The following is an 18,639-nucleotide window of genomic DNA, read 5'->3' as shown; positions in this document are numbered from 1 at the left end:
TCTGTTAGACAGGAAGTTGCTATTGAGCGCATTCCTGAGCCTTGGTCTGTTAGACAGGAAGTTGCTATTGAGCGCATTCCTGAGCCTTGGTCTGTTAGACAGGAAGTTGCTATTGAGCGCATCCCTGAACCTTGGTCAGTAAAAGCTTAATCACTCCAAAAAAAGAACGGCCCGCTCAAATGAGCTGGCCGTTCTTTTGCATTATCATTTCTTTTCATAACCGGGTTTCCCCAGCAATTCAAACATATTTTGCTTGTATTGCTCGACCCCCGGCTGGTCGAACGGATTGACTCCGGATAGGTAAGCGCTCATGGCACAGGCTTTCATGAAGAAATACAGCAGATAGCCGGTGTGGTACTCATCAACCTTCGGCACTTCAAGCCCCAGGATCGGCACGCCGCCTTCCACATGCGCCATTGCTGTGGCTTCCATCGCCTGCTGGTTGACTTCATGGAGGGATTTATCTACAAGGTAATTCAGTCCATCGCCGTTTTCCTCATCAAATGGAATTTCCATTTTTGCCTGGTCCTCCACAAAACTGACCATCGTTTCAAAAAGCATCCGCCGGCCGTCCTGCAAATATTGACCCATAGAATGCAGATCAGTCGAGTAGATAACAGACGCCGGGAAGACCCCTTTGCCCTGCTTCCCTTCGCTTTCCCCGAACAGCTGCTTCCACCATTCGTTGATTCCGGCCATGGCCGGCTCAAAGCTCGCAAACACTTCAACTGAATAGCCGCGCATGTTAAGGATTTGCCGGTATGCTGCATAAAGGTATGCAGCGTTGTCTTCAAGAGACGAAGTGGACAGCGCCTTCTCAGCTTCTTCCGCCCCTTTTAGAAGCGCACGGATGTCGATGCCGGCCACAGCAAGCGGCAGAAGTCCGACAGGTGTCAGGACGGAATACCGACCTCCGATATCATCTGGGATGACAAATGAGGTGTACCCGGCATCATCGGCTGTTTTACGGAGCGCCCCGGCTGCTTCGTCAGTAGTGACAACGATGCGCTCCGCTGCTTCATCTCCGTATTTCTCCATCATCCAATTGCGCAGGATACGGAAAGCGATTGCCGGCTCAGTAGTTGTGCCGGACTTTGAAATGACATTCAGCGCCACCTCTTTGCCTTCCAGGTACATGATCAGGTCATCGAGATACCGGCCGCTAATGTTCTGCCCTGCGAAAACCACTTCCACTCCGCCTAGATTGAATGCAGGCTGCAACAGATCCTGGACCGCTTTAGCCCCCAGATACGAACCGCCAATGCCGATCACTACCAGGACATCGGCCGTTTCCCGCAGTTTCAGTGCTGTTTCTTCCAGTCTGGCAAGTTCAGAAGCGTCCATTCCTGATGGCCAATCGAGCCAGCCGAGAAACTCTGAGCCCGCTCCTGTTTTATTATGGATTTTCTGGTGTGCAGCGGACACGAAATCAGCCAGTGCATCCAGCTCCACCTGTCCTACAAATCCTTCAATGTATTTCCTGTTTAACGTCAGCGCCACATGAACAACCCCCACTTTTTAAGATAGTTTCATTTTACCATTTTTTGATTGCATAGAGACGGGTTTACAACAAATAGAAGCCGACGCCCATGATCAAATAGGCTGCCAATAGCGTCAACCCTTCAAACCAGTTGGATTCGCCGTCATTGATGATATTGATGGCCAGAAAGACGGCAGTTACCATAGCGACCAATTCAGATAGCGTGAAGACCAATGGCATCTGGACAGGCATGAACAATGACACCAGTACCAATACAGGGGCGACGAACATCGCAATTTGCAAAGTGGAGCCGATCGCTATTTCGACAGCAACATCCATTTTATTTTTCATGGCCATGATCAAAGCCGAAGCATGCTCGGCAGCATTCCCCACGATTGCCACGATGATGACCCCGATAAACAATTCAGACCAGCCGAGCTGTTCTCCTACGTCCTCGAAGGTGTGCACAAGATTTTCTGAAACGTAAGCCACGATCAATGTCGCAATAAGCAGAATCAGAATGGCTTTCGGCTTCGACCATTCCGGTTCCTCGTGGGAATGCTCCACTTCCGGTTCTGCATGGGCATAGACCCCGCGGTGGGTGACCAGCTTAAAGAACAGGCCAGCCAAGTATAATGAAATCATGATAACAGAGATGCTGACGCTCAATTGGATGGTCTCCCTTTCATTCATCGTCATTGCGAAGACTTCCGGAATGACAAAAGCGACAATGACAGCGAAAATCAAAAGTCCGGAGTTATGCGTGGCATCATGGACATTGAATTTCTGGCGCTTGAATTTGATGCCGCCCAAAAAGAAAGACAGGCCGCCCACGAGCAGCAGGTTCCCCAGCACCGATCCCGTCAATGAAGCGAGGACAACGCCGATAAGGCCAGCCTGTAGAGCGAAGATGGAAATGATCAGTTCCACCGCATTCCCGAACGTTGCATTCAGCAAGCCGCCGATTCTCGGTCCGCTAACGATGGCCAGACTTTCGGTAGCGCGCCCCATAAAGCTCGATAATGCAATTACGACGACTGAGCAGATGATGAACATCGCCATGCTGGGCCAATGAAAGACCGACCCCATCACTGTCAACGGGACGCCAACCAGGACGATTAAACCGAAAACACGATTCATAACTTCACCCTTTCAACCCTTTTAGCATTCACATACCCTTCCTATCCGAAACGCTAACTCCAATCCAAAACGAAAAACAGGCCCCTCATAGAAGGGCCTGCCCGTTATTGGTTTTGTGTTTTATCAATTGCGCATTGTTTAACAAACTCATCAAACAACCGAATAGAAGCTTCATCGCCTTGTGCAGCGAATTCTTCCGGATGCCATTGGATTCCCATGACAAATTGGTGGTCATCGCTTTCAAGTGCTTCCACCAATCCGTCAGCCGCGCGGGCTGCCACTTTCAGCTTGCTCGATACATCCTTTACGCCTTGGTGATGGAAAGAGTTCACGTGGAAACTTTTTTCTTTCATGATATCCAGCAATTGGCTGCCTTCTTCAAGCTCTACTGAATGGGTGCGGTGGGTCCGCAGCGCCATCTGTTTGTGCTGATAAAGCGTACCTTCGAATTGGGATTCGAGATCCTGGTAATTCGTGCCGCCTAATGAAATGTTCAACATCTGAAGACCCCGGCACATGCCGATAAATGGCTTATCAAGTTCCAGGAAAGATAATATCAATTCTTTTTCATATTGATCGCTCCCGGGGTAAACAGCACCGAGCTTCAAATGAGGCTCTTCTCCGTACAATGTCGGATTGATATCGCCTCCGCCTGTAACAATCAAGCCATCCAGCCGCTCGCAAAGAGCAGGAATGTCTTCTTCATCTACAATCGGAACAATCAGCGGCAAACCGCCTGACTGCAGAATGGCCTGCCCGTAGACAGGATCCAATGTATACATTTGATCTTTCTCGACTCTAGCAGTAATGCCGATAACCGGCTTTTTTTTATTTTTCATTTTATACCCTCTCCCTAAAAAACGTTCCGGCTTTATTTACCCCTCTCTTGAATTGCTAAACCTGCAAGCTATTCACGCCAAATAAAATACCAGGCAAAAGCCTGGCCATTTCACTTCATTCATCTGCCGGATGGAAGTTGAACCGGCTTAAATCAATTTTTCCATTCATCGACACTTCCACTCCTTCTTGCTGAAGAAATGTCTGCTGGGCAAAACGGGCCTCCGGATCCTGGATCATGATCTGGCCCTGGGCATTCACCACCCGGTGCCAGGGCAAATCATATTTGCTGCTCATGCTGTGAAGCAGCCGGGCAACTTGCCGTCCTCCGCGAGGGCTCCCCGCACAGGCTGCCACTTGTCCATAAGTCATGACCTTCCCCGGCGGGATGGCCTTGATAGTACTGATCGCTTTCTCTGTAAATGGCTGCATCGTCTTTTCAATCCTATCTTTTCATCGGTTGTGCATCGATTATTTCGTATGCTCTTTCAATTCACCGCCTAATGCACCTTCCTTGTACCGTTCAACTACATTATGGCTGAATTGGAACAAAGGAAGCTTTGCCGTCTCAAGGGACATGCCATCGCTATGATAATGAAGGTATTTATAATAGTCGATCATATGGACAATCACTTCTTCGAGTCCGCGAATCGACTCTTCCTCTTCAAATTCCAGCGGCTTGTCCAGTTTGATTGTTTTCATATCTTCTGCATAAAGATCCTTTAGTCCATCCAGATTCTTTACGGTCTGATCGAACAACAACTGCCTTCTCTCAAAACGGTAATGATGGCGCCAATAGACAAAAATCTCTTTGGCGATGCCCAAGCTTTTTGCGCCGTCAGAAGCATTCAGCCCCTTCTCCACACAAATTTCATACATGATCTTCTTTAAGGATTTTTTATATTCCCTTTCAATAAGCCCCTTATACTGTAAGTATCTCATAAAAAAACCTCCCTGGCTTTTGGCAAAGATTATTTATGGAACTTTAAACGTTTCGATATCTTTTGGCCGTGTCGACTTCTTCGATTCTGATCAATTCTCCATAAATCTTGGCATCATGTATTTTCTCCCCGATATAATAAATATCCGGTTCGAGATTTGCGAGTTTTTCCTTTATGCTTTCCATTGCTTGAATATCCCCTTTATAATCACTTCCTAAATGGAAAAGCCCAAAACGGTTTTCCTCTCCCCATTCCGCGATCTTCAGGAAAAGTTCCATCCTTGCTTCCGCAACCTTTTCGCCTGGCCGGCTGCCTTCGAGGTGCAGGTAAAGGATTTTTTCTGTTCCCAGGACGTAGCAGGCTGTTACAAGCTCGTTCTCCTGGTACGCGCCGAAAAGATGCAGGTGCGGCCCAAGCGCACTGATTAACGCTTCGAAATAATCATCTGTAAAGAAGTAATAGCTGTCCGCATCGTCCCTGCGCCTCACCTCAGAATAATAAAGCGCTAAAAATTCAAACATATGCCGGACAGTTCCAAGTTTCCTGATCACGACTTCCGGCTTCCCGAGACTTTCCTTTAAAAGATCATCCAAATGCAATTCTTTGGTGAAAGTTTTGTACATGGGTGTCAATTTTAAATGGCCTTTGAAAGGAAGGGCATTGCCCTGCAAGGGGTGGAATCGGATAAATTCAGCAATAATCTGCTGCTCCCGGCAAAAGGAAGAGAACGCATTCCGGAATGCATCAACCAAAGCATCAGGATCCTGGCGGCTCCTAATGACCGGCCCCCCATAGCCGAAAGGCGTCGATACATCAAAAAAGCCTTCTGGGTTTCCTTCGATCGGTCGTTTGATAAAAGGGTAAGCCACTTCCCCATCTCTATCGGAATAATAGAAAAGCAGGGCTTCGCCAGGATCCAATTTCAATGCACTTAAAAAATATTCCCTCGCATAGTACACGTCGGTGATTTGCATCATTTCGAGTACGTCTTGCCATCGCTTCTTATCTTGCAGGGAAATCACCTCATACATCCTGCTCCCCCCTATTTCTATCGCTGAACATCACTTGAACACTGTTTGCAGCTTTTCTTTCGTTCCTTTTCTTTTTTGGGTTCCTGTTTTGGATATCGTGTTCAGCATTTCAACGATGAAAGCCAGCAAAGTACCGACAATCAGACCGAACGCTCCGGCCACTCCTAAACTGAAAACCAGGTTCTCCTCGATCGGCGAAGCGGAAGCAAGCTCAGGTGCACTTGAAATCAGCGTCAGTTCATTGGTGATCATCATTTTTGGCGCTTCTTCAATGAAGATGGTAGCTACTGCATCCGCAATCGCTGCTGCTTCTTTTCTGTTATTGCCCGTTACGGTGATATTGTAAATCTGCGAATCCTCTGTTTTTGCAAAGGCAATTTGGTCATGTAGGACCCGGATAGAAGTTTTGTCCTCTAAACCCATTTTCATAATTACTCGCTTTAAGACCTCAGGACTTCTGATAATGGCAGCTGAAGTCTGGTCGATGGCAGGGCCATCGAGGGCTGGGAGAGCTGCTCCTTCCTGCGAAACCTCCGGCGCTTCCCCGATCAGAATCTGGCTTGTTGCCTGATATTCAGGGGTCACCACATAACTAATGAAAATCCAAACTGCTCCAATCGATACCAAGGCGGTAAACAGGATGAGTTTAAGCCTTTTTCTGAGATTTTTAATGATATTTAAAATCAGTATTTTTTTGCCCATCAAATTTTCCTCCTTTTAAGCAGAAAGACATAACGAATAATTCATTTCTTAAAATTCAGATAATTCTAGTTCCTTTATATCACACTTTCCTAGTTCAATCTACTTTAAATCGTAAAAAAACAAAATAAAATTAATGTTTTTTGAGTAAATAGTCTAGTAGTATAACATTTAATTTTCCGACATTTATTAAGGTAGGTCCTTTTGCTTATTAAGAGGTAAGAAAGAAAAGGATTTTCAACCTTAATAAAAGCTTTCAGCACACGTTTTTACGCAAAAAAAAAACGCTACTCCAGCTAGGAAGCAGCGTTTCAATCAGTCATTCCAAAGTCCGATAATTCCATTTCTCCGGTAAATCACTTTATTGTTTTCTAAAGTCTTTAAGACTCGTGATAAGGTTTGGTGTGGGATATTGAGATCCAGTGTAATTTCCTTGATGGTTTTAAAGAGAACACCTTCCTGCGTGGCATTTTTCATGAAATAATCCATGAACCTTTCGCCTGTTTCCGCAATCCGATCCGGTTCAGCAGCAAAACAATTTCGGCATTCTTTCAAAACCCTCTGTTCGGTGAATGGCCGAGATTCATAAATGCTGTTTCTGGCTGACATCATATTCTCGCCTCCCAAATTTTTACTTAGATCATCTTATATTTACATATATACCCTTAATTTAATTTTTTATTCAGTTTTTTTCTTTTTCTCATAACTTTTTTGTTATTTTTTACACAATAAAACCCCTTGCCCAGTGGGCAAGAGGTTTAGTGCTAGGACTTCATCATTTTTTCGAGGAAATCTTTTAATACGTGTACTCCCATAACGCAATCATTCAGAGACGACCACTCTTTCGGATTATGGCTGATGCCGTCTTTGCTTCTGACAAAGAGCATCGCCACCGGGATGTGCCGCCCAAGAATCATCGCGTCATGACCGGCTCCGCTTGGAATGTATACAGGATCAATACCGAATTTCCGAAGGGATTCCGCCAGCTGCTCTTTCAGTTCTTCTCTGATCGGCACCGGTTGGATTTTTGTATTTTGCTTGATATTCAATTGAATGCCGCGCCTTTCGGCAATTTCAACCGCTTCTTTCTGTACCGCCTCCAGGAGCCGGTCCCGAGGCTCTTCCTGAATATCCCGGATATCTGCGTGCAGCACCACTTTCTCCGGTATGACGTTTATGCCGTTCGGCAGCACTTCAAGCTTCCCAATGGTTGCGACCGCTGTTTCACTCACTTTCCCTGGAAACTCCGGAAGCTTGCTGATCAGCTCTCCAGCAGCGACCAGCGGATCTCTGCGCCCTGCCATCGGTGTATTGCCGGCATGCCCCGCCTCGCCTTTGAATTCAACTTCCAGCCAGGCGGGGCCGGCGATTCCGCTTACAATCCCGACCGGCTGATCCGCCTGTTCGAGCTTTTTCCCTTGTTCGATATGGACTTCGACGAACATTTCAAGCTCAGACACATCGCGCTTCGCTCCCTTGAATGCCGGTATCGAACTGCCATAACGCCCAAGCACTTCTTCAAGCGTCTCGCCATTATAATCACGGAGCTGTTCCATTTCCGCTTCTGTAATTTCCCCCGCCATCGCTCTGCTTCCAGTCAAGCCACTGTTGAACCGGGACCCTTCTTCATCGGTGAATATGATCATTTCATACGGCTTCTCAGGAGTATAGCCAGTCTCTTTCCAGGCTTCCACTACTTCCAAAGCAGACAGCACGCCAAGCGGACCGTCAAAATTCCCGCCATTCGGCACACTGTCCACGTGGGAACCGGAAGCCACCGCTTTTCTTCCATTATCCCGCCCGGGCAGCCTGCCGAAGACGTTTCCTGCGCCATCTTCTTTCACATCCAGCCCAGCTTCTGCCATCCAGGACTTCACGAGCTCTTTCGCTTTTTTTTCTTCATCCGACAAGCCGGGCCGCTTCACGCCTCCTACCTGGGTAAAACCGATTTCGGAGAGTTCATGCAGCCGTTTCGCCAGCCGTTCCCCGTTGATGCCTGAATGCGACAGTCCTGCATCATAGCTTGCCATTAAATCTTCGAATACCGGATTTTTCACTGCCATACAAACACCTCCATTATCTTATTTATTCAGATAAGCCCATGCATATTGCGCGTAAAGTTCAGCTCCTGTTGCAAGTGCGTCTTCATCGACATTGAATTTCCCGTGATGGTGCGCCCATTCGGTGTCCTTTTCAGGATTGCCGCTTCCTACAAGTGCAAAGCTTCCCGGCGCTTCGTCCAGGAAGAACGAGAAATCCTCCCCGCCCATTGTCGGTTTTTCATGGTAGAGCACATCTTCACCGAATGCTTCCTTCGCAACTTGCTGCACCAGTTCCGCACTTTCTTCGCCGTTGATCACCGGTTGAGTGCCCCGGATATATTCGACAGTTGCGCTTCCGCCATAAATGGAAGCTGTCTGTTCGGCATAAACCTGAAGCTGTTTTTCAATGTGGTCCCGTACTCCCGCATCAAAGCAGCGGACGGTTCCTTCGATCTCTGCGTTTTCAGCAATGATGTTGAACCGTGTGCCCACTACCATTTTGCCGACCGTGACGACCGCAGCCTTTTGCGGATCGATTGTACGCGAAACGATCGACTGGACGTTCATGACAAACGAGGAGGCGATGATTGCCGCATCGATGCAATCCTGAGGCATGGCTCCATGTCCGCCCTGCCCTTTGAAATGCACCTTGAAAATATCTGCCGATGCAAATGACGGCCCAGGATTGCAGGCCACTTTATGGGTCGGCATCTGTGACCAGATGTGGATGCCGAAAACGTCATCCACCCCTTCCATCGCACCTTGTTCAACCATCGCTTTTGCACCGGTGGCTACTTCTTCAGCCGGCTGGAAAATGAAGCGCACCGTTCCCGGAATGTCTTCTTTGACTTCAGCCAACGCTTTCGCAGCTGCCAGCAACATCGACGTATGGGCATCATGGCCGCACGCATGCATTTTGCCGGCGGCGCCGGATTTATAGGGCAGATCCGCATTCAGTTCTTCCACGGACAACGCATCCATATCCGCACGCAGCGCAACTGTGCGCCCTTCTTTGCCTCCGGTCAACGTGCCGATCACGCCGGTAGGTTCGGTCTTGCGACATTCAATGCCCAAATCCGTTAAAAATTCGTAAACGAACTGAGAAGTATTGTACTCTTCCCAGGATAATTCCGGTTCACTGTGGAGCTTTCTTCTAATTTCAATTGTTTTCTCATGGTTTTCTTCCAATAGTTTCGTGATGGTTTTATTGATCATGCTATAGTCCCTCCAATTTTATAAGAAGCCGACGAATATACCTGCCAAAATGACGGAGACGATGGTCACTGTGATAAATCCGGCCACGAGCATCGGCGGCAGCATGTAGCTGGTCAATACATCTCGCTCGTCTTCATCTTTCGTCAGTGAGTTGATCACCTCAACCGTAATAACATAATCGGCCGGGAATCCGTAAAGCGCCGTCAATGATACGGCAAACGCCATTTCTTTGCTGATTTTCAATAGCTTGCCCACAATGAACGAAAATATATACATGCCTGCCACACCAAGTGCAATCAATGTAACGAGCGGATAGATAAGATCCAACATCATTTCCGGCGTCGCGTTCTTCAAGCCGTCAAACACGAAGAGGAGCAATCCAAGAATCGCAAATCCGAAACCGTTTGCTTTTTGAAGCGGATGGCGCTCAAGAAACCCGATGCTCCGGGCAACAACTCCAAAGAACAAGCAAAGTACGAACGGGCTGATTTCAACATATGGTGCTGCGAGCGTTGATACGATATACGCTGCATAGCCCACCAGCGCAAGCCGTGTGAACTTGAAGAAATCCGTATTGTACTGAGGCGGCATTTTCGCGAACATGCGCGGTTCCCGGACTTCTTCGCCTGGTTTGATTTGGGCTTCCGGCCCTTTTGGCAAAAGCGCAAGCTCGTTGTTTCTATATTTCTGAAGAAGCGATCTGCCTTCACGCTTCAGCATGATCGATGTCAGCGGGTATCCGGCAAACCCCTGCATAACATAAATGACGATAGCAAATACGGCTAGTGTCGGTAAACCTGCCGCTTGTGCCCCTTCGGACATGATCAATGCCGACACGACGCCGCCGACTAAAGGAGGAATCGCAACTACAACTGTTTCAAAATCAAACAGCAGCATCCCGATGCCGAATAACGCCGCGATAATCCCTACGATACCGGAAAGTGCAATCAAGATCGTTTTCCATTGCGCTTTTAGTTCTTGCAGCGACAGCAAGGTCCCCATGTTCACGATCAACAGATAAATGAGCATGGTGACGACAGCCGGCGGTATCCCTGCAATTGCCACGATTTCGGCCGGGAAGAATGTCCAGTAGCCGATGAGGAACAAAAGTCCGCTAATGAAAATCGACGGAATCCATGCCTTTGTCCGGATGGATACCGCCTCTCCGATAAATAAGATGAATACAAGAATTGATAAGGCCAGCATTTGAGCCATTTTTCTTCCTCCTTGACGTTTTCTAGCGCTTCACTGAGTGAAAGTGCTGATGCAATATTAGCACATTCTTACCAAAGGATAAATAGAATAAAGAGATTATTTAGAAATTGCAGATTTTAATGATAACGGTTACAATTGCAGTATATTGCATTTTGCAGCACGAAAAGGCATTCTGGATTTTATTTTTTCGCCGTGTTTAGAATCCTGCATTAGAGGTATGTGGATAAGATAGGTTTTTTTTACTTTAAAGGAGGATGAAGCAATGGAAGGCAAACATTATATCAATGGAGAATGGTCTACTGAAGGTGACGGCATCATCGATGTGATGAATCCGGCTACAGGTGAAAAATACGGAACCGTGCCAAACGGCGGTGAACAGGAAGCGACCGCTGCAGTGGAAGCAGCAGCGGCGGCTTTTCCTTCCTGGTCCAAGACGACCGTATATGAACGGGCTGCCCTGCTGATGAAGTGGCACGATCTGCTGCTCGAACACAAGCAGGAAGTGGCGGAAATCATGACAAAAGAAATGGGCAAGCCGCTTGCTGAGGCGATCGGCGAGATCGAATATTCCGCTTCATTCATTTCTTGGTTTGCCGAAGAAGCAAAGCGCTCAAACGGCCGCCTGGTGCCAGCCTCAAAAGAAGGAAAACGGATCCAGGTGTTGAAGCAACCTGTCGGAGTCGTCGTATCAATCACCCCATGGAACTTCCCTGCCGCGATGATGGCCCGAAAAATGGCGCCTGCGCTTGCCGCTGGCTGTACGTTCGTAGCGAAGCCTGCCAAACTGACGCCTTTGACGGCAGTGCGCATGTACGAATTGGCCGAGGAGGCGGGATTCCCCAAAGGGGTGATCAACCTCGTGACAGGCAGCGCCAGCAAAATCGGCCGCGTCTTCACCAGCCACCCTGCAGTGCGCAAGTTGACCTTTACCGGTTCAACCGAAATCGGCAAGGAATTGATGAAGCAAAGCGCCGATTCGATGCTGAATCTTTCCTTGGAACTCGGCGGCCATGCCCCGATCATCGTCTGCGATGATGCCAATATGGATCTGGCGGTCGAAGGTGTCATGGCATCGAAATTCCGCAATGCCGGCCAAACTTGTGTCTGCGGCAATCGCATCTATGTCCACCAAGCTATTGTGGAAGAATTTTCCCAGCGCCTCCAGGAGGCGACAGCTAAGCTGAAAGTCGGCAACGGCATGGATGAAGGCGTGCAGATCGGGCCGCTTGTTGACCAGGACGGCTATGAAAAATCCGCGCGCCATGTGCAGGATGCTGTCGAAAAAGGCGCGAAGGTCTTGGTCGGCGGAGATGGCAAAGCGGAAAACGGCGCGTATTTCTACAATCCGACTGTGCTTGTCAATGCGACACCGGACATGCTTGTCATGAATGAAGAAACGTTCGGGCCGGTGGCGCCGATCATGGCTTTCGATACAGTCGAGGAAGCGGTCCGGCTAGCAAACGATACACGGTTCGGCCTTGCTGCTTATTTCTTCACAGACAGCTTATCGCGCGGCACGTATATCGCCGAAAATCTGGAATACGGAATCGTAGGCTGGAATGACGGCGCCCCATCGACCGCACAAGCCCCGTTCGGCGGCATGAAGGAAAGCGGCATCGGCCGCGAAGGCGGACAGGAAGGCCTTGAGGCGTTCTTGGAGACCAAATACATTTCCATCAAAATATAAAGCAATACAAAAACGGCCCGGAATTCCGGACCGTTTTTTGTATGGCTATAACACGGTTTGGACTGACTTCATCCCTGCAACTGATGGCCGGATGGCCAGGCATTCGTAATGTCGGAACCGTTCGCTCAGCATGCGGCAGATTTTTTGCTGCATGCCTTTTTCTGTTGCCACAAAAAGCGAAGGTCCTGCCCCGCTGATGGCTGAGCCGTAGGCGCCGTAATCCCGGCAGGCTTGCCGGATGGCATCAAAATCAGGGAACCTGCTTTTCCGGAACGGTTCATGGAATCCGTCTTTCTCCATCATGCGCCCCGCCGTTTCCCAATCCCCTTTTGCCAAAGCTGCAGACAGGACATTTGCCGCCATGCTGCTCCGTATGGCTTCGGTATGCGGCAGGCTCTCCGGCAGCAGGCCTCTCGATTCAGCCGTAAGGAATTCGGCCGGCGGCACCAGGATCAGGACACCGATCTCAACGTCGGGCACATGGATGACTGACAGTTCTTCGCCTTCCGCGTAGGAAATCGTCAAACCGCCTAATATTGCAGCGGAGATATTATCCGGATGGCCTTCCATCTCTGTCCCGATCTCCACTTTCTCGTTTGCCGGAATCTCCAGGCCCAGGAGGCGGTCGGCAATTTCAATGCCGGCCGCAATGGCAGCGGCGCTGCTCCCGAGTCCTCGGCCAAGTGGAATGTCCGTTTCCACCGCCAGCTTGGCGGACGGCAATTCGCGTCCGTACTTTGCGGCAGTCTTCAATGCCGCTTCGACAATCAGGTTGTCTGCAGCACCGGATAAATGTTGGTAGCTTTCATCGGCGTATCGGACTTCCCACTCTTGCGCCTGCGAGACGTGGACGGACAAATGGAGATCCAGCGCCAGTCCGATCGAATCAAATCCAGGGCCCAAGTTCGCTGTAGAAGCCGGCACTGTTACGGTAAAGTCGTTCCATTTCATGCCTTGACCCCTTTCTTCAGATCCTCCCAGAACCGTTCCATATCCTCGGGCACCAATTGTGCCTTGTGTTCATTGACTAAAATCGCCGTCTCCGGGTCTTTCAAGCCATTGCCTGTCAATACAGCTACAACGGTCGAACCTTTTGGAAGGTTTCCGCTTTCCACCTGTTTTTGGATTCCGGCGATAGAAGCACATGATGCCGGTTCAGCAAATACGCCTTCTGTCGATGCCAGCAATTGATAAGCTTCCAAAATCTCTTCGTCTGTCGCGGCCAGGATGGTTCCGTTTGACTGGTCCAATGCGTTCAATGCCAAATCCCAGCTTGCCGGATTGCCGATGCGGATGGCGGTTGCCACCGTTTCCGGATTCTCGACGATCTTGTTGTTGACGATCGGGGCTGCCCCGGCTGCCTGGACGCCCAGCAGTTCAGGGCGCTTTGCACCGGTTTTTTCGGCATATTCGCTGAACCCTTTCCACGAAGCCGAGATGTTGCCCGCATTTCCGACCGGCAATGCGAAGATGTCCGGAACTTTACCAAGCTGGTCGATCACTTCGAACGCAATCGTCTTTTGCCCTTCAAGCCGGTATGGGTTAACAGAATTGACAAGTGCGATGCCGGCCTCCTGGCCAACTTTTCTTACCATGCGGAGTGCTTCATCAAAATTGCCTTTGATCTCCAGGATTTCGGCCCCGTACATTTTCGCCTGTGCGAGTTTTCCTAGCGCAATGCGCCCTTCCGGAATGACGACGATTGTCCGCATGCCGGCTCTGGCTCCATATGCAGCAGCGGATGCTGATGTATTGCCGGTCGAAGCGCAGACAAGAACCGTCTTGCCTTCCTCTTTCGCTTTCGCTACGGCCATCACCATGCCGCGGTCTTTGAACGACCCAGTCGGATTCGCACCTTCAAGCTTCACGTACAAATCGATTCCCCAGCGCTCCGATAATGTTTCCAGCCTGACCAGCGGCGTGTTGCCTTCCTGCAGCGTCAGTGCCGGCGTGTTTTCATTCACCGGAAGCCATTCTTTATATTGTTCAATCAGTCCAGGCCATCTCATGCTGTTTCCTCTCCTTCGATGCGGTAATGGCTGATGACGCTTGCCGTACCTGCCAATTCATTGATGACGTCCAAATGCTGCTGACGCGAAATCCGGTGTGTCAATAAAACCAATTCCGCCTGCCCTGCCTTTTCCCCGGGCCGCTGAATCACCGATTGCAGGCTCGCTCCGTGATTGCTGTATGTTGCGGTAATTTTAGCCAATACGCCCACTTCGTCGTTGACCAGCAGGCGATGGAAGTACTTGGCGTAGCGGCGGCTCTCAGGTTTGATGACCCGTTCATGCTGGGCCGAATGGACACGCTTGCCGTTCACATCAAGGAGCAGATTGCGGCAGGCGGCAATGATGTCGGATACGACGGATGTCGCCGTTGGCATGGAACCTGCCCCGGGGCCGTAAAGCATCGTTTCCCCCACAGCATCACCGTGAATATAGACGGCGTTGAATTCATTATTGACGGAAGCCAGCGGATGCGAATTCGCCATCAATACCGGCTCGACTGATACTTCGATTCCGTCTTCATCTTTTTTCGAGGAGCCGACCATCTTCATGGTGTAGCCGAATTCTGCCGCAATCTCCAAATCGCCGTCGCCGATTTCCTTCATTCCCCGAACCAGGACATCTTCCAGGTGGACTTCTGTGGAAAACGCGAGCGACGACAAGATTACCATCTTCCGTGCAGCGTCCAGGCCGTCGACATCCGCAGAAGGATCCGCTTCCGCATAGCCGAGCCGCGTTGCTTCTGCAAGCGCTGCTTCATAACTCATATGGTCGGTTTTCATTTTTGTCAGGATGAAATTGGTCGTGCCGTTGACAATCCCCATCAAACTGGTGATCCGGTCCGATGCCAGGCCGTCTTCAAGCGTCCGGATAATCGGGATGCCGCCTGCCACGCTTGCTTCATAGAAAAGGTCGCATTTCTGTTCGTCTGCCAGCTTCAGCAATTCATGGCCGTATTGCGCCATGACGTCCTTGTTCGCTGTGACCACTCCTTTGCCGGCTTTCAATGCGCTTTCAATCGCATTTTTTGCCCCTTCAATGCCTCCCATGACTTCAACGATAATATCCAAAGAAGAATCATCTAGAATTTCATGAATATCGGTGGTGAATACAACCGGATCCAGACTCGACAGCCGCTCCTTGTTCAAGTCCTTGACTAGGACTCTTTTGATCGTGACCGGAACGCCGAGTTTATGGCGGAGATCTTCTTGGTGCTGCTGCAGAATGGTCGCCACTCCGCTGCCTACTGTCCCCATTCCTAATAGTCCGATTGAGATTTCATTTTTCATTGACGATTCCCCCTAAGCTGTGTACACTGTAAAAATACAGTTGTTTTTTCCATAAGGACATTATAGTATTATACCAAATCGAAAGCAACCCTTAATTCCATTAAACATTGGAGCTGATTATGATGAAAGTATGTAAATTCGGCGGCACATCAGTTGCCAGCGCAGAACAGATCAAAAAAGTGGCAGACATCATCCAGGCGGATCCAGCGCGCCGGATCGTTGTAGTATCAGCTCCCGGCAAGCGTTTTGACGGCGACGAGAAAGTGACGGATCTGCTGATCAGCTTGGCAGAAGCGGCACTCGCCGATAAAAATACCAAAAGCCCGCTAGACAAAGTGCTCAGCCGCTATAGCCAGATTGCGATGGACCTGGGGCTTGGCAGCGAAGTCGTTGCCATTATCGCTGCAGATTTGTCCTGGCGCCTTGCGGCCAGCAAAGCGAATCCTTCTTTGTTCTATGATCAGATGAAAGCAAGCGGGGAAGACAATTCCGCGAAACTGGTCTCAGCCTACCTCTCTTCGATCGGCCTCCATGCCGAATACATCAATCCATTGGACGGCGGCATGATCGTCACCAGTGCGCCCGCTCGCGTACAAGCATTGCCGGAATCCCTCCACAATCTTTCGGCATTGAAAAACCGGAAAACAATCAGTGTATTCCCCGGATTTTTCGGGTTCACCAAGGACGGAGAGCTTCGGACATTCGACCGGGGCGGCTCTGATATTACCGGCTCCATCCTGGCTGCAGCCGTCGGAGCCGATCTGTACGAAAACTTTACCGATGTCGACTGTGTTTTTGCAGCGAATCCGAAAGTCGTCGACAACCCGGCAGAAATCGAAGAAATGACATACCGGGAAATGCGGGAACTTTCCTACGCAGGCTTTGCCGTCCTTCACGATGAAGCCCTGATGCCGGCATTCAAAGCCTCAGTTCCTGTCTGCATCAAAAATACAAACAACCCTTCCGCGCCCGGGACAATGATCGTTTCGGAACGGGATTTCTCCAAACGGCCTGTGACCGGCATTTCCGCGGACAGCGGCTTTTCCACACTTTATGTCAGCAAGTACTTGATGAACCGGGAGATCGGCTTCGGGCGGAAATTGCTGCAGATTCTTGAAGATGAACACATTTCATATGAACACATCCCATCCGGCATTGATAACTTGTCCGTCATCCTGCGGAGCCATCAGCTGACTCCCGAAAAGGAACAGCGGATCGTGAGCCGCGTGAAGGACGAACTGCAGGCCGATGATGTTCAGCTGATCAGCGATTTCTCGATGGTCGTCCTGGTCGGTGAAGGCATGAAGTATACCACAGGCCTAGCTGCCAGAGCGACGCTGGCAATTGCACGCACAGGTGCCAATATCGAAATGATCAACCAAGGCTCGTCCGAAGTTAGCTTGGTGTTCGGCGTCCTGAAGCAAGACGAAACCAAAATCCTGAAGGAACTCTACAGCGAATTCTTCGCCCCGGTTCTGGCATAATAACACGAAAAAGCGGAAGCACATAGCTTCCGCTGAGCTTGTAGACAAAAGAATTTTTTTAAATTAAATAGAAGCTGTACCGGATTCTCCACTTCAGGCGGACGCGTTCCGCGGGCTCGCGCCGAACTAACTCGGACTGGCGTCCGAGTTAGTTCGGCACTTCGCTATCCCGCAGGAAAGCTAATGACCGAAGAGAGTTCGGTCATTAGCTTTGCGACGAAGTGCGCAGCACTGCAGGAGCACAATGTTTGCACTTGCCGCCTTCCGTTACGAATCCCAAGCCAGCGGCCTGTACTTAGCAAGGTACAGGTGGATCTATTTCTCCTGCCTCTTTTATTAGATACAAGTGACGCTCCCGGCAGGGCTGGCCCACGAGACACCTATCGGAGCAGCGAAGCGACTCGAGCTGAAGGCCCCGCAGGAAAGACTTGGCCTGCCAAATCTTTGCGACGAAACTAGCGCAGCGATGCAGGAGCATGGTTTTTCAGTGACGAGGAGACTGAAGCCGAGCCCACGGAAAGCGAAGTGGCCAGTCCTGTCGGGCTTATGCATCTCAATTTATCAATAGTAGACTTGGTCTACAGTCTAATCGGAAGCCCACAGCTTCCGCTTTTTTTTATGGAAAACTTCCCGCCGCTTGAAGACAGACTTAGGTAAATAGATGTTTATAAAATCAGAATATTATGATATTATGGATTCATTCTGAAGGGAGGAAATTTAATGACAGGCATAATCAAACCGAACCCGAAGCTTTATGTAATGGATAACGGCCAGCTCAGTATGGACAAGAACTATATGATTTCCATGCATAACCCGGCTAGCGCCGCCAATCCAAATGCACAGACGGAAATGGTGAAATTCCCGGTTTACACCGTCCTGATCGATCACCCAGAAGGCAAAATCCTTTTTGATACCGCATGCAATCCCGAATCGACCGGCTTGAACGGTCGCTGGGGCAAAGTGACCCAGTCGCTATTTCCGCTTGATATGCCGGAAGAATGCTACCTTCACCATCGCCTGGAAGAACTCGGCGTCCGCCCCGAGGACATCAAATATGTTGTCGCTTCCCACCTTCACCTAGACCACGCAGGTTGCCTTGAACTATTCACCAACGCAACAATCATTGTGCATGAAGATGAATTGAACGGCGCATTGCAGACGTATGCGCGAAATACCCAGGAAGGCGCCTATATCTGGGGCGACATTGATGCCTGGATCAAAAACAACCTCCAATGGAAAACCGTCCGGAGAACTGAAGACGGTCTCAAGCTTGCTGAAGGCGTTCACTTGCTCAATTTCGGCAGCGGCCATGCATGGGGCATGCTCGGCCTACAGATCAATATGCCTGAATCAGGCGGCATCATTCTCGCGTCTGATGCCCTGTATACTGCTGAGAGTTACGGGCCGCCGGTAAAACCACCGGGCATCTTGTATGATTCCGTCGGCTTCAATTCGACCGCGGAGCGGATCCGCAGAATTGCACAGGAGACGAATTCCGATGTCTGGTTTGGCCACGACGCTGCCCAGTTCAAGTCTTTCCGGAAATCGACCGAAGGCTATTACGAATAAG

Annotated in this window: 17 protein-coding genes; 3 read left to right on the top strand and 14 right to left on the bottom strand. The window is 49.8% G+C overall.

Translation table 11 applies throughout. From position 1 onward, the window contains the following. Positions 1 to 204 precede the first annotated feature (204 nt). From ACTL32_RS02175 to ACTL32_RS02125, 11 genes are all read right to left on the bottom strand, one after another. Complete coding sequence (locus ACTL32_RS02175; protein ID WP_441339943.1) at positions 205 to 1,500, bottom strand: glucose-6-phosphate isomerase; 1,296 nt, start codon at positions 1,498 to 1,500, stop codon at positions 205 to 207. Positions 1,501 to 1,564: 64 nt separating this feature from the next. After that, positions 1,565 to 2,620, bottom strand: a complete 1,056-nt coding sequence (gene cax, locus ACTL32_RS02170; RefSeq protein ID WP_441339942.1) for a calcium/proton exchanger — start codon at positions 2,618 to 2,620, stop codon at positions 1,565 to 1,567. A 104-nt stretch (positions 2,621 to 2,724) separates the two neighbouring features. Beyond that, a complete protein-coding gene (locus ACTL32_RS02165) occupies positions 2,725 to 3,459 on the bottom strand; it encodes a gamma-glutamyl-gamma-aminobutyrate hydrolase family protein (RefSeq protein WP_441339941.1) in 735 nt (244 codons plus the stop codon). A 115-nt stretch (positions 3,460 to 3,574) separates the two neighbouring features. Further along, positions 3,575 to 3,889 carry an MGMT family protein gene (locus ACTL32_RS02160; RefSeq protein ID WP_441339940.1) on the bottom strand — a complete coding sequence of 105 codons (315 nt, stop codon included), beginning with the start codon at positions 3,887 to 3,889 and terminating at the stop codon, positions 3,575 to 3,577. A gap of 39 nt (positions 3,890 to 3,928) precedes the next feature. Further along, positions 3,929 to 4,399: a hypothetical protein gene (locus tag ACTL32_RS02155; protein WP_441339939.1), complete on the bottom strand. Its 471-nt coding sequence runs from the start codon at positions 4,397 to 4,399 to the stop codon at positions 3,929 to 3,931. A gap of 43 nt (positions 4,400 to 4,442) precedes the next feature. Further along, a complete protein-coding gene (locus ACTL32_RS02150) occupies positions 4,443 to 5,429 on the bottom strand; it encodes a GNAT family N-acetyltransferase (RefSeq protein ID WP_441339938.1) in 987 nt (328 codons plus the stop codon). Positions 5,430 to 5,459: 30 nt separating this feature from the next. Beyond that, positions 5,460 to 6,131 (bottom strand): YveK family protein, encoded by a 672-nt coding sequence (locus ACTL32_RS02145; RefSeq protein ID WP_441339937.1) that lies wholly within the window; start codon positions 6,129 to 6,131, stop codon positions 5,460 to 5,462. A gap of 312 nt (positions 6,132 to 6,443) precedes the next feature. After that, complete coding sequence (locus ACTL32_RS02140; protein WP_441339936.1) at positions 6,444 to 6,740, bottom strand: replication/maintenance protein RepL; 297 nt, start codon at positions 6,738 to 6,740, stop codon at positions 6,444 to 6,446. A gap of 152 nt (positions 6,741 to 6,892) precedes the next feature. Beyond that, a complete protein-coding gene (locus ACTL32_RS02135) occupies positions 6,893 to 8,191 on the bottom strand; it encodes a M20 family metallo-hydrolase (protein WP_441339935.1) in 1,299 nt (432 codons plus the stop codon). Between the two features lie 18 nt (positions 8,192 to 8,209). Next, on the bottom strand, positions 8,210 to 9,385 hold the full coding sequence (locus tag ACTL32_RS02130) for an amidohydrolase (RefSeq protein ID WP_441339934.1): 1,176 nt from the start codon (positions 9,383 to 9,385) through the stop codon (positions 8,210 to 8,212). A gap of 18 nt (positions 9,386 to 9,403) precedes the next feature. After that, positions 9,404 to 10,600: a hypothetical protein gene (locus ACTL32_RS02125; protein ID WP_441339933.1), complete on the bottom strand. Its 1,197-nt coding sequence runs from the start codon at positions 10,598 to 10,600 to the stop codon at positions 9,404 to 9,406. A gap of 262 nt (positions 10,601 to 10,862) precedes the next feature. Here ACTL32_RS02125 and ACTL32_RS02120 point away from each other — a divergent pair, with 262 nt between their 5' ends. Continuing rightward, complete coding sequence (locus ACTL32_RS02120; protein WP_441339932.1) at positions 10,863 to 12,287, top strand: NAD-dependent succinate-semialdehyde dehydrogenase; 1,425 nt, start codon at positions 10,863 to 10,865, stop codon at positions 12,285 to 12,287. Positions 12,288 to 12,332: 45 nt separating this feature from the next. On the opposite strand, the gene thrB is transcribed toward ACTL32_RS02120, so the two are convergent. From thrB to ACTL32_RS02105, 3 genes are read right to left on the bottom strand one after another with little or no spacing between them, the layout of a single operon-like run. Next, a complete protein-coding gene (gene thrB / locus ACTL32_RS02115) occupies positions 12,333 to 13,238 on the bottom strand; it encodes a homoserine kinase (RefSeq protein WP_441339931.1) in 906 nt (301 codons plus the stop codon). Then, complete coding sequence (gene thrC, locus ACTL32_RS02110) at positions 13,235 to 14,296, bottom strand: threonine synthase (protein WP_441339930.1); 1,062 nt, start codon at positions 14,294 to 14,296, stop codon at positions 13,235 to 13,237. The genes thrB and thrC overlap by 4 nt, the downstream gene beginning before the upstream one ends. Further along, a complete protein-coding gene (locus ACTL32_RS02105; RefSeq protein WP_441339929.1) occupies positions 14,293 to 15,585 on the bottom strand; it encodes a homoserine dehydrogenase in 1,293 nt (430 codons plus the stop codon). The genes thrC and ACTL32_RS02105 overlap by 4 nt, the downstream gene beginning before the upstream one ends. A gap of 122 nt (positions 15,586 to 15,707) precedes the next feature. Here ACTL32_RS02105 and ACTL32_RS02100 point away from each other — a divergent pair, with 122 nt between their 5' ends. Both ACTL32_RS02100 and ahlS read left to right on the top strand, forming a co-directional pair. Continuing rightward, complete coding sequence (locus ACTL32_RS02100) at positions 15,708 to 17,069, top strand: aspartate kinase (RefSeq protein WP_441339949.1); 1,362 nt, start codon at positions 15,708 to 15,710, stop codon at positions 17,067 to 17,069. Between the two features lie 720 nt (positions 17,070 to 17,789). Then, a complete protein-coding gene (gene ahlS, locus ACTL32_RS02095) occupies positions 17,790 to 18,638 on the top strand; it encodes an AhlS family quorum-quenching N-acyl homoserine lactonase (RefSeq protein ID WP_441339928.1) in 849 nt (282 codons plus the stop codon). Position 18,639 lies beyond the last annotated feature (1 nt).

It is taken from the genome of Planococcus sp. FY231025 (assembly GCF_052078085.1).
In the GTDB taxonomy this organism is placed as follows: domain Bacteria; phylum Bacillota; class Bacilli; order Bacillales_A; family Planococcaceae; genus Planococcus.
This window is presented reverse-complemented; position numbering and strand designations above follow the sequence as displayed.

Excerpts from the sequence above, each read along its gene's own strand:
- cax (WP_441339942.1), bottom strand. The coding sequence starts at position 2,620 with ATGAATCGTGTTTTCGGTTTAATCGTCCTGGTTGGCGTCCCGTTGACA.
- ACTL32_RS02165 (WP_441339941.1), bottom strand. The coding sequence starts at position 3,459 with ATGAAAAATAAAAAAAAGCCGGTTATCGGCATTACTGCTAGAGTCGAG.
- ACTL32_RS02160 (WP_441339940.1), bottom strand. The coding sequence starts at position 3,889 with ATGCAGCCATTTACAGAGAAAGCGATCAGTACTATCAAGGCCATCCCG.
- ACTL32_RS02155 (WP_441339939.1), bottom strand. The coding sequence starts at position 4,399 with ATGAGATACTTACAGTATAAGGGGCTTATTGAAAGGGAATATAAAAAA.
- ACTL32_RS02150 (WP_441339938.1), bottom strand. The coding sequence starts at position 5,429 with ATGTATGAGGTGATTTCCCTGCAAGATAAGAAGCGATGGCAAGACGTA.
- ACTL32_RS02145 (WP_441339937.1), bottom strand. The coding sequence starts at position 6,131 with ATGGGCAAAAAAATACTGATTTTAAATATCATTAAAAATCTCAGAAAA.
- ACTL32_RS02140 (WP_441339936.1), bottom strand. The coding sequence starts at position 6,740 with ATGATGTCAGCCAGAAACAGCATTTATGAATCTCGGCCATTCACCGAA.
- ACTL32_RS02135 (WP_441339935.1), bottom strand. The coding sequence starts at position 8,191 with ATGGCAGTGAAAAATCCGGTATTCGAAGATTTAATGGCAAGCTATGAT.
- ACTL32_RS02130 (WP_441339934.1), bottom strand. The coding sequence starts at position 9,385 with ATGATCAATAAAACCATCACGAAACTATTGGAAGAAAACCATGAGAAA.
- ACTL32_RS02125 (WP_441339933.1), bottom strand. The coding sequence starts at position 10,600 with ATGGCTCAAATGCTGGCCTTATCAATTCTTGTATTCATCTTATTTATC.
- ACTL32_RS02120 (WP_441339932.1), top strand. The coding sequence starts at position 10,863 with ATGGAAGGCAAACATTATATCAATGGAGAATGGTCTACTGAAGGTGAC.
- thrB (WP_441339931.1), bottom strand. The coding sequence starts at position 13,238 with ATGAAATGGAACGACTTTACCGTAACAGTGCCGGCTTCTACAGCGAAC.
- thrC (WP_441339930.1), bottom strand. The coding sequence starts at position 14,296 with ATGAGATGGCCTGGACTGATTGAACAATATAAAGAATGGCTTCCGGTG.
- ACTL32_RS02105 (WP_441339929.1), bottom strand. The coding sequence starts at position 15,585 with ATGAAAAATGAAATCTCAATCGGACTATTAGGAATGGGGACAGTAGGC.
- ACTL32_RS02100 (WP_441339949.1), top strand. The coding sequence starts at position 15,708 with ATGAAAGTATGTAAATTCGGCGGCACATCAGTTGCCAGCGCAGAACAG.
- ahlS (WP_441339928.1), top strand. The coding sequence starts at position 17,790 with ATGACAGGCATAATCAAACCGAACCCGAAGCTTTATGTAATGGATAAC.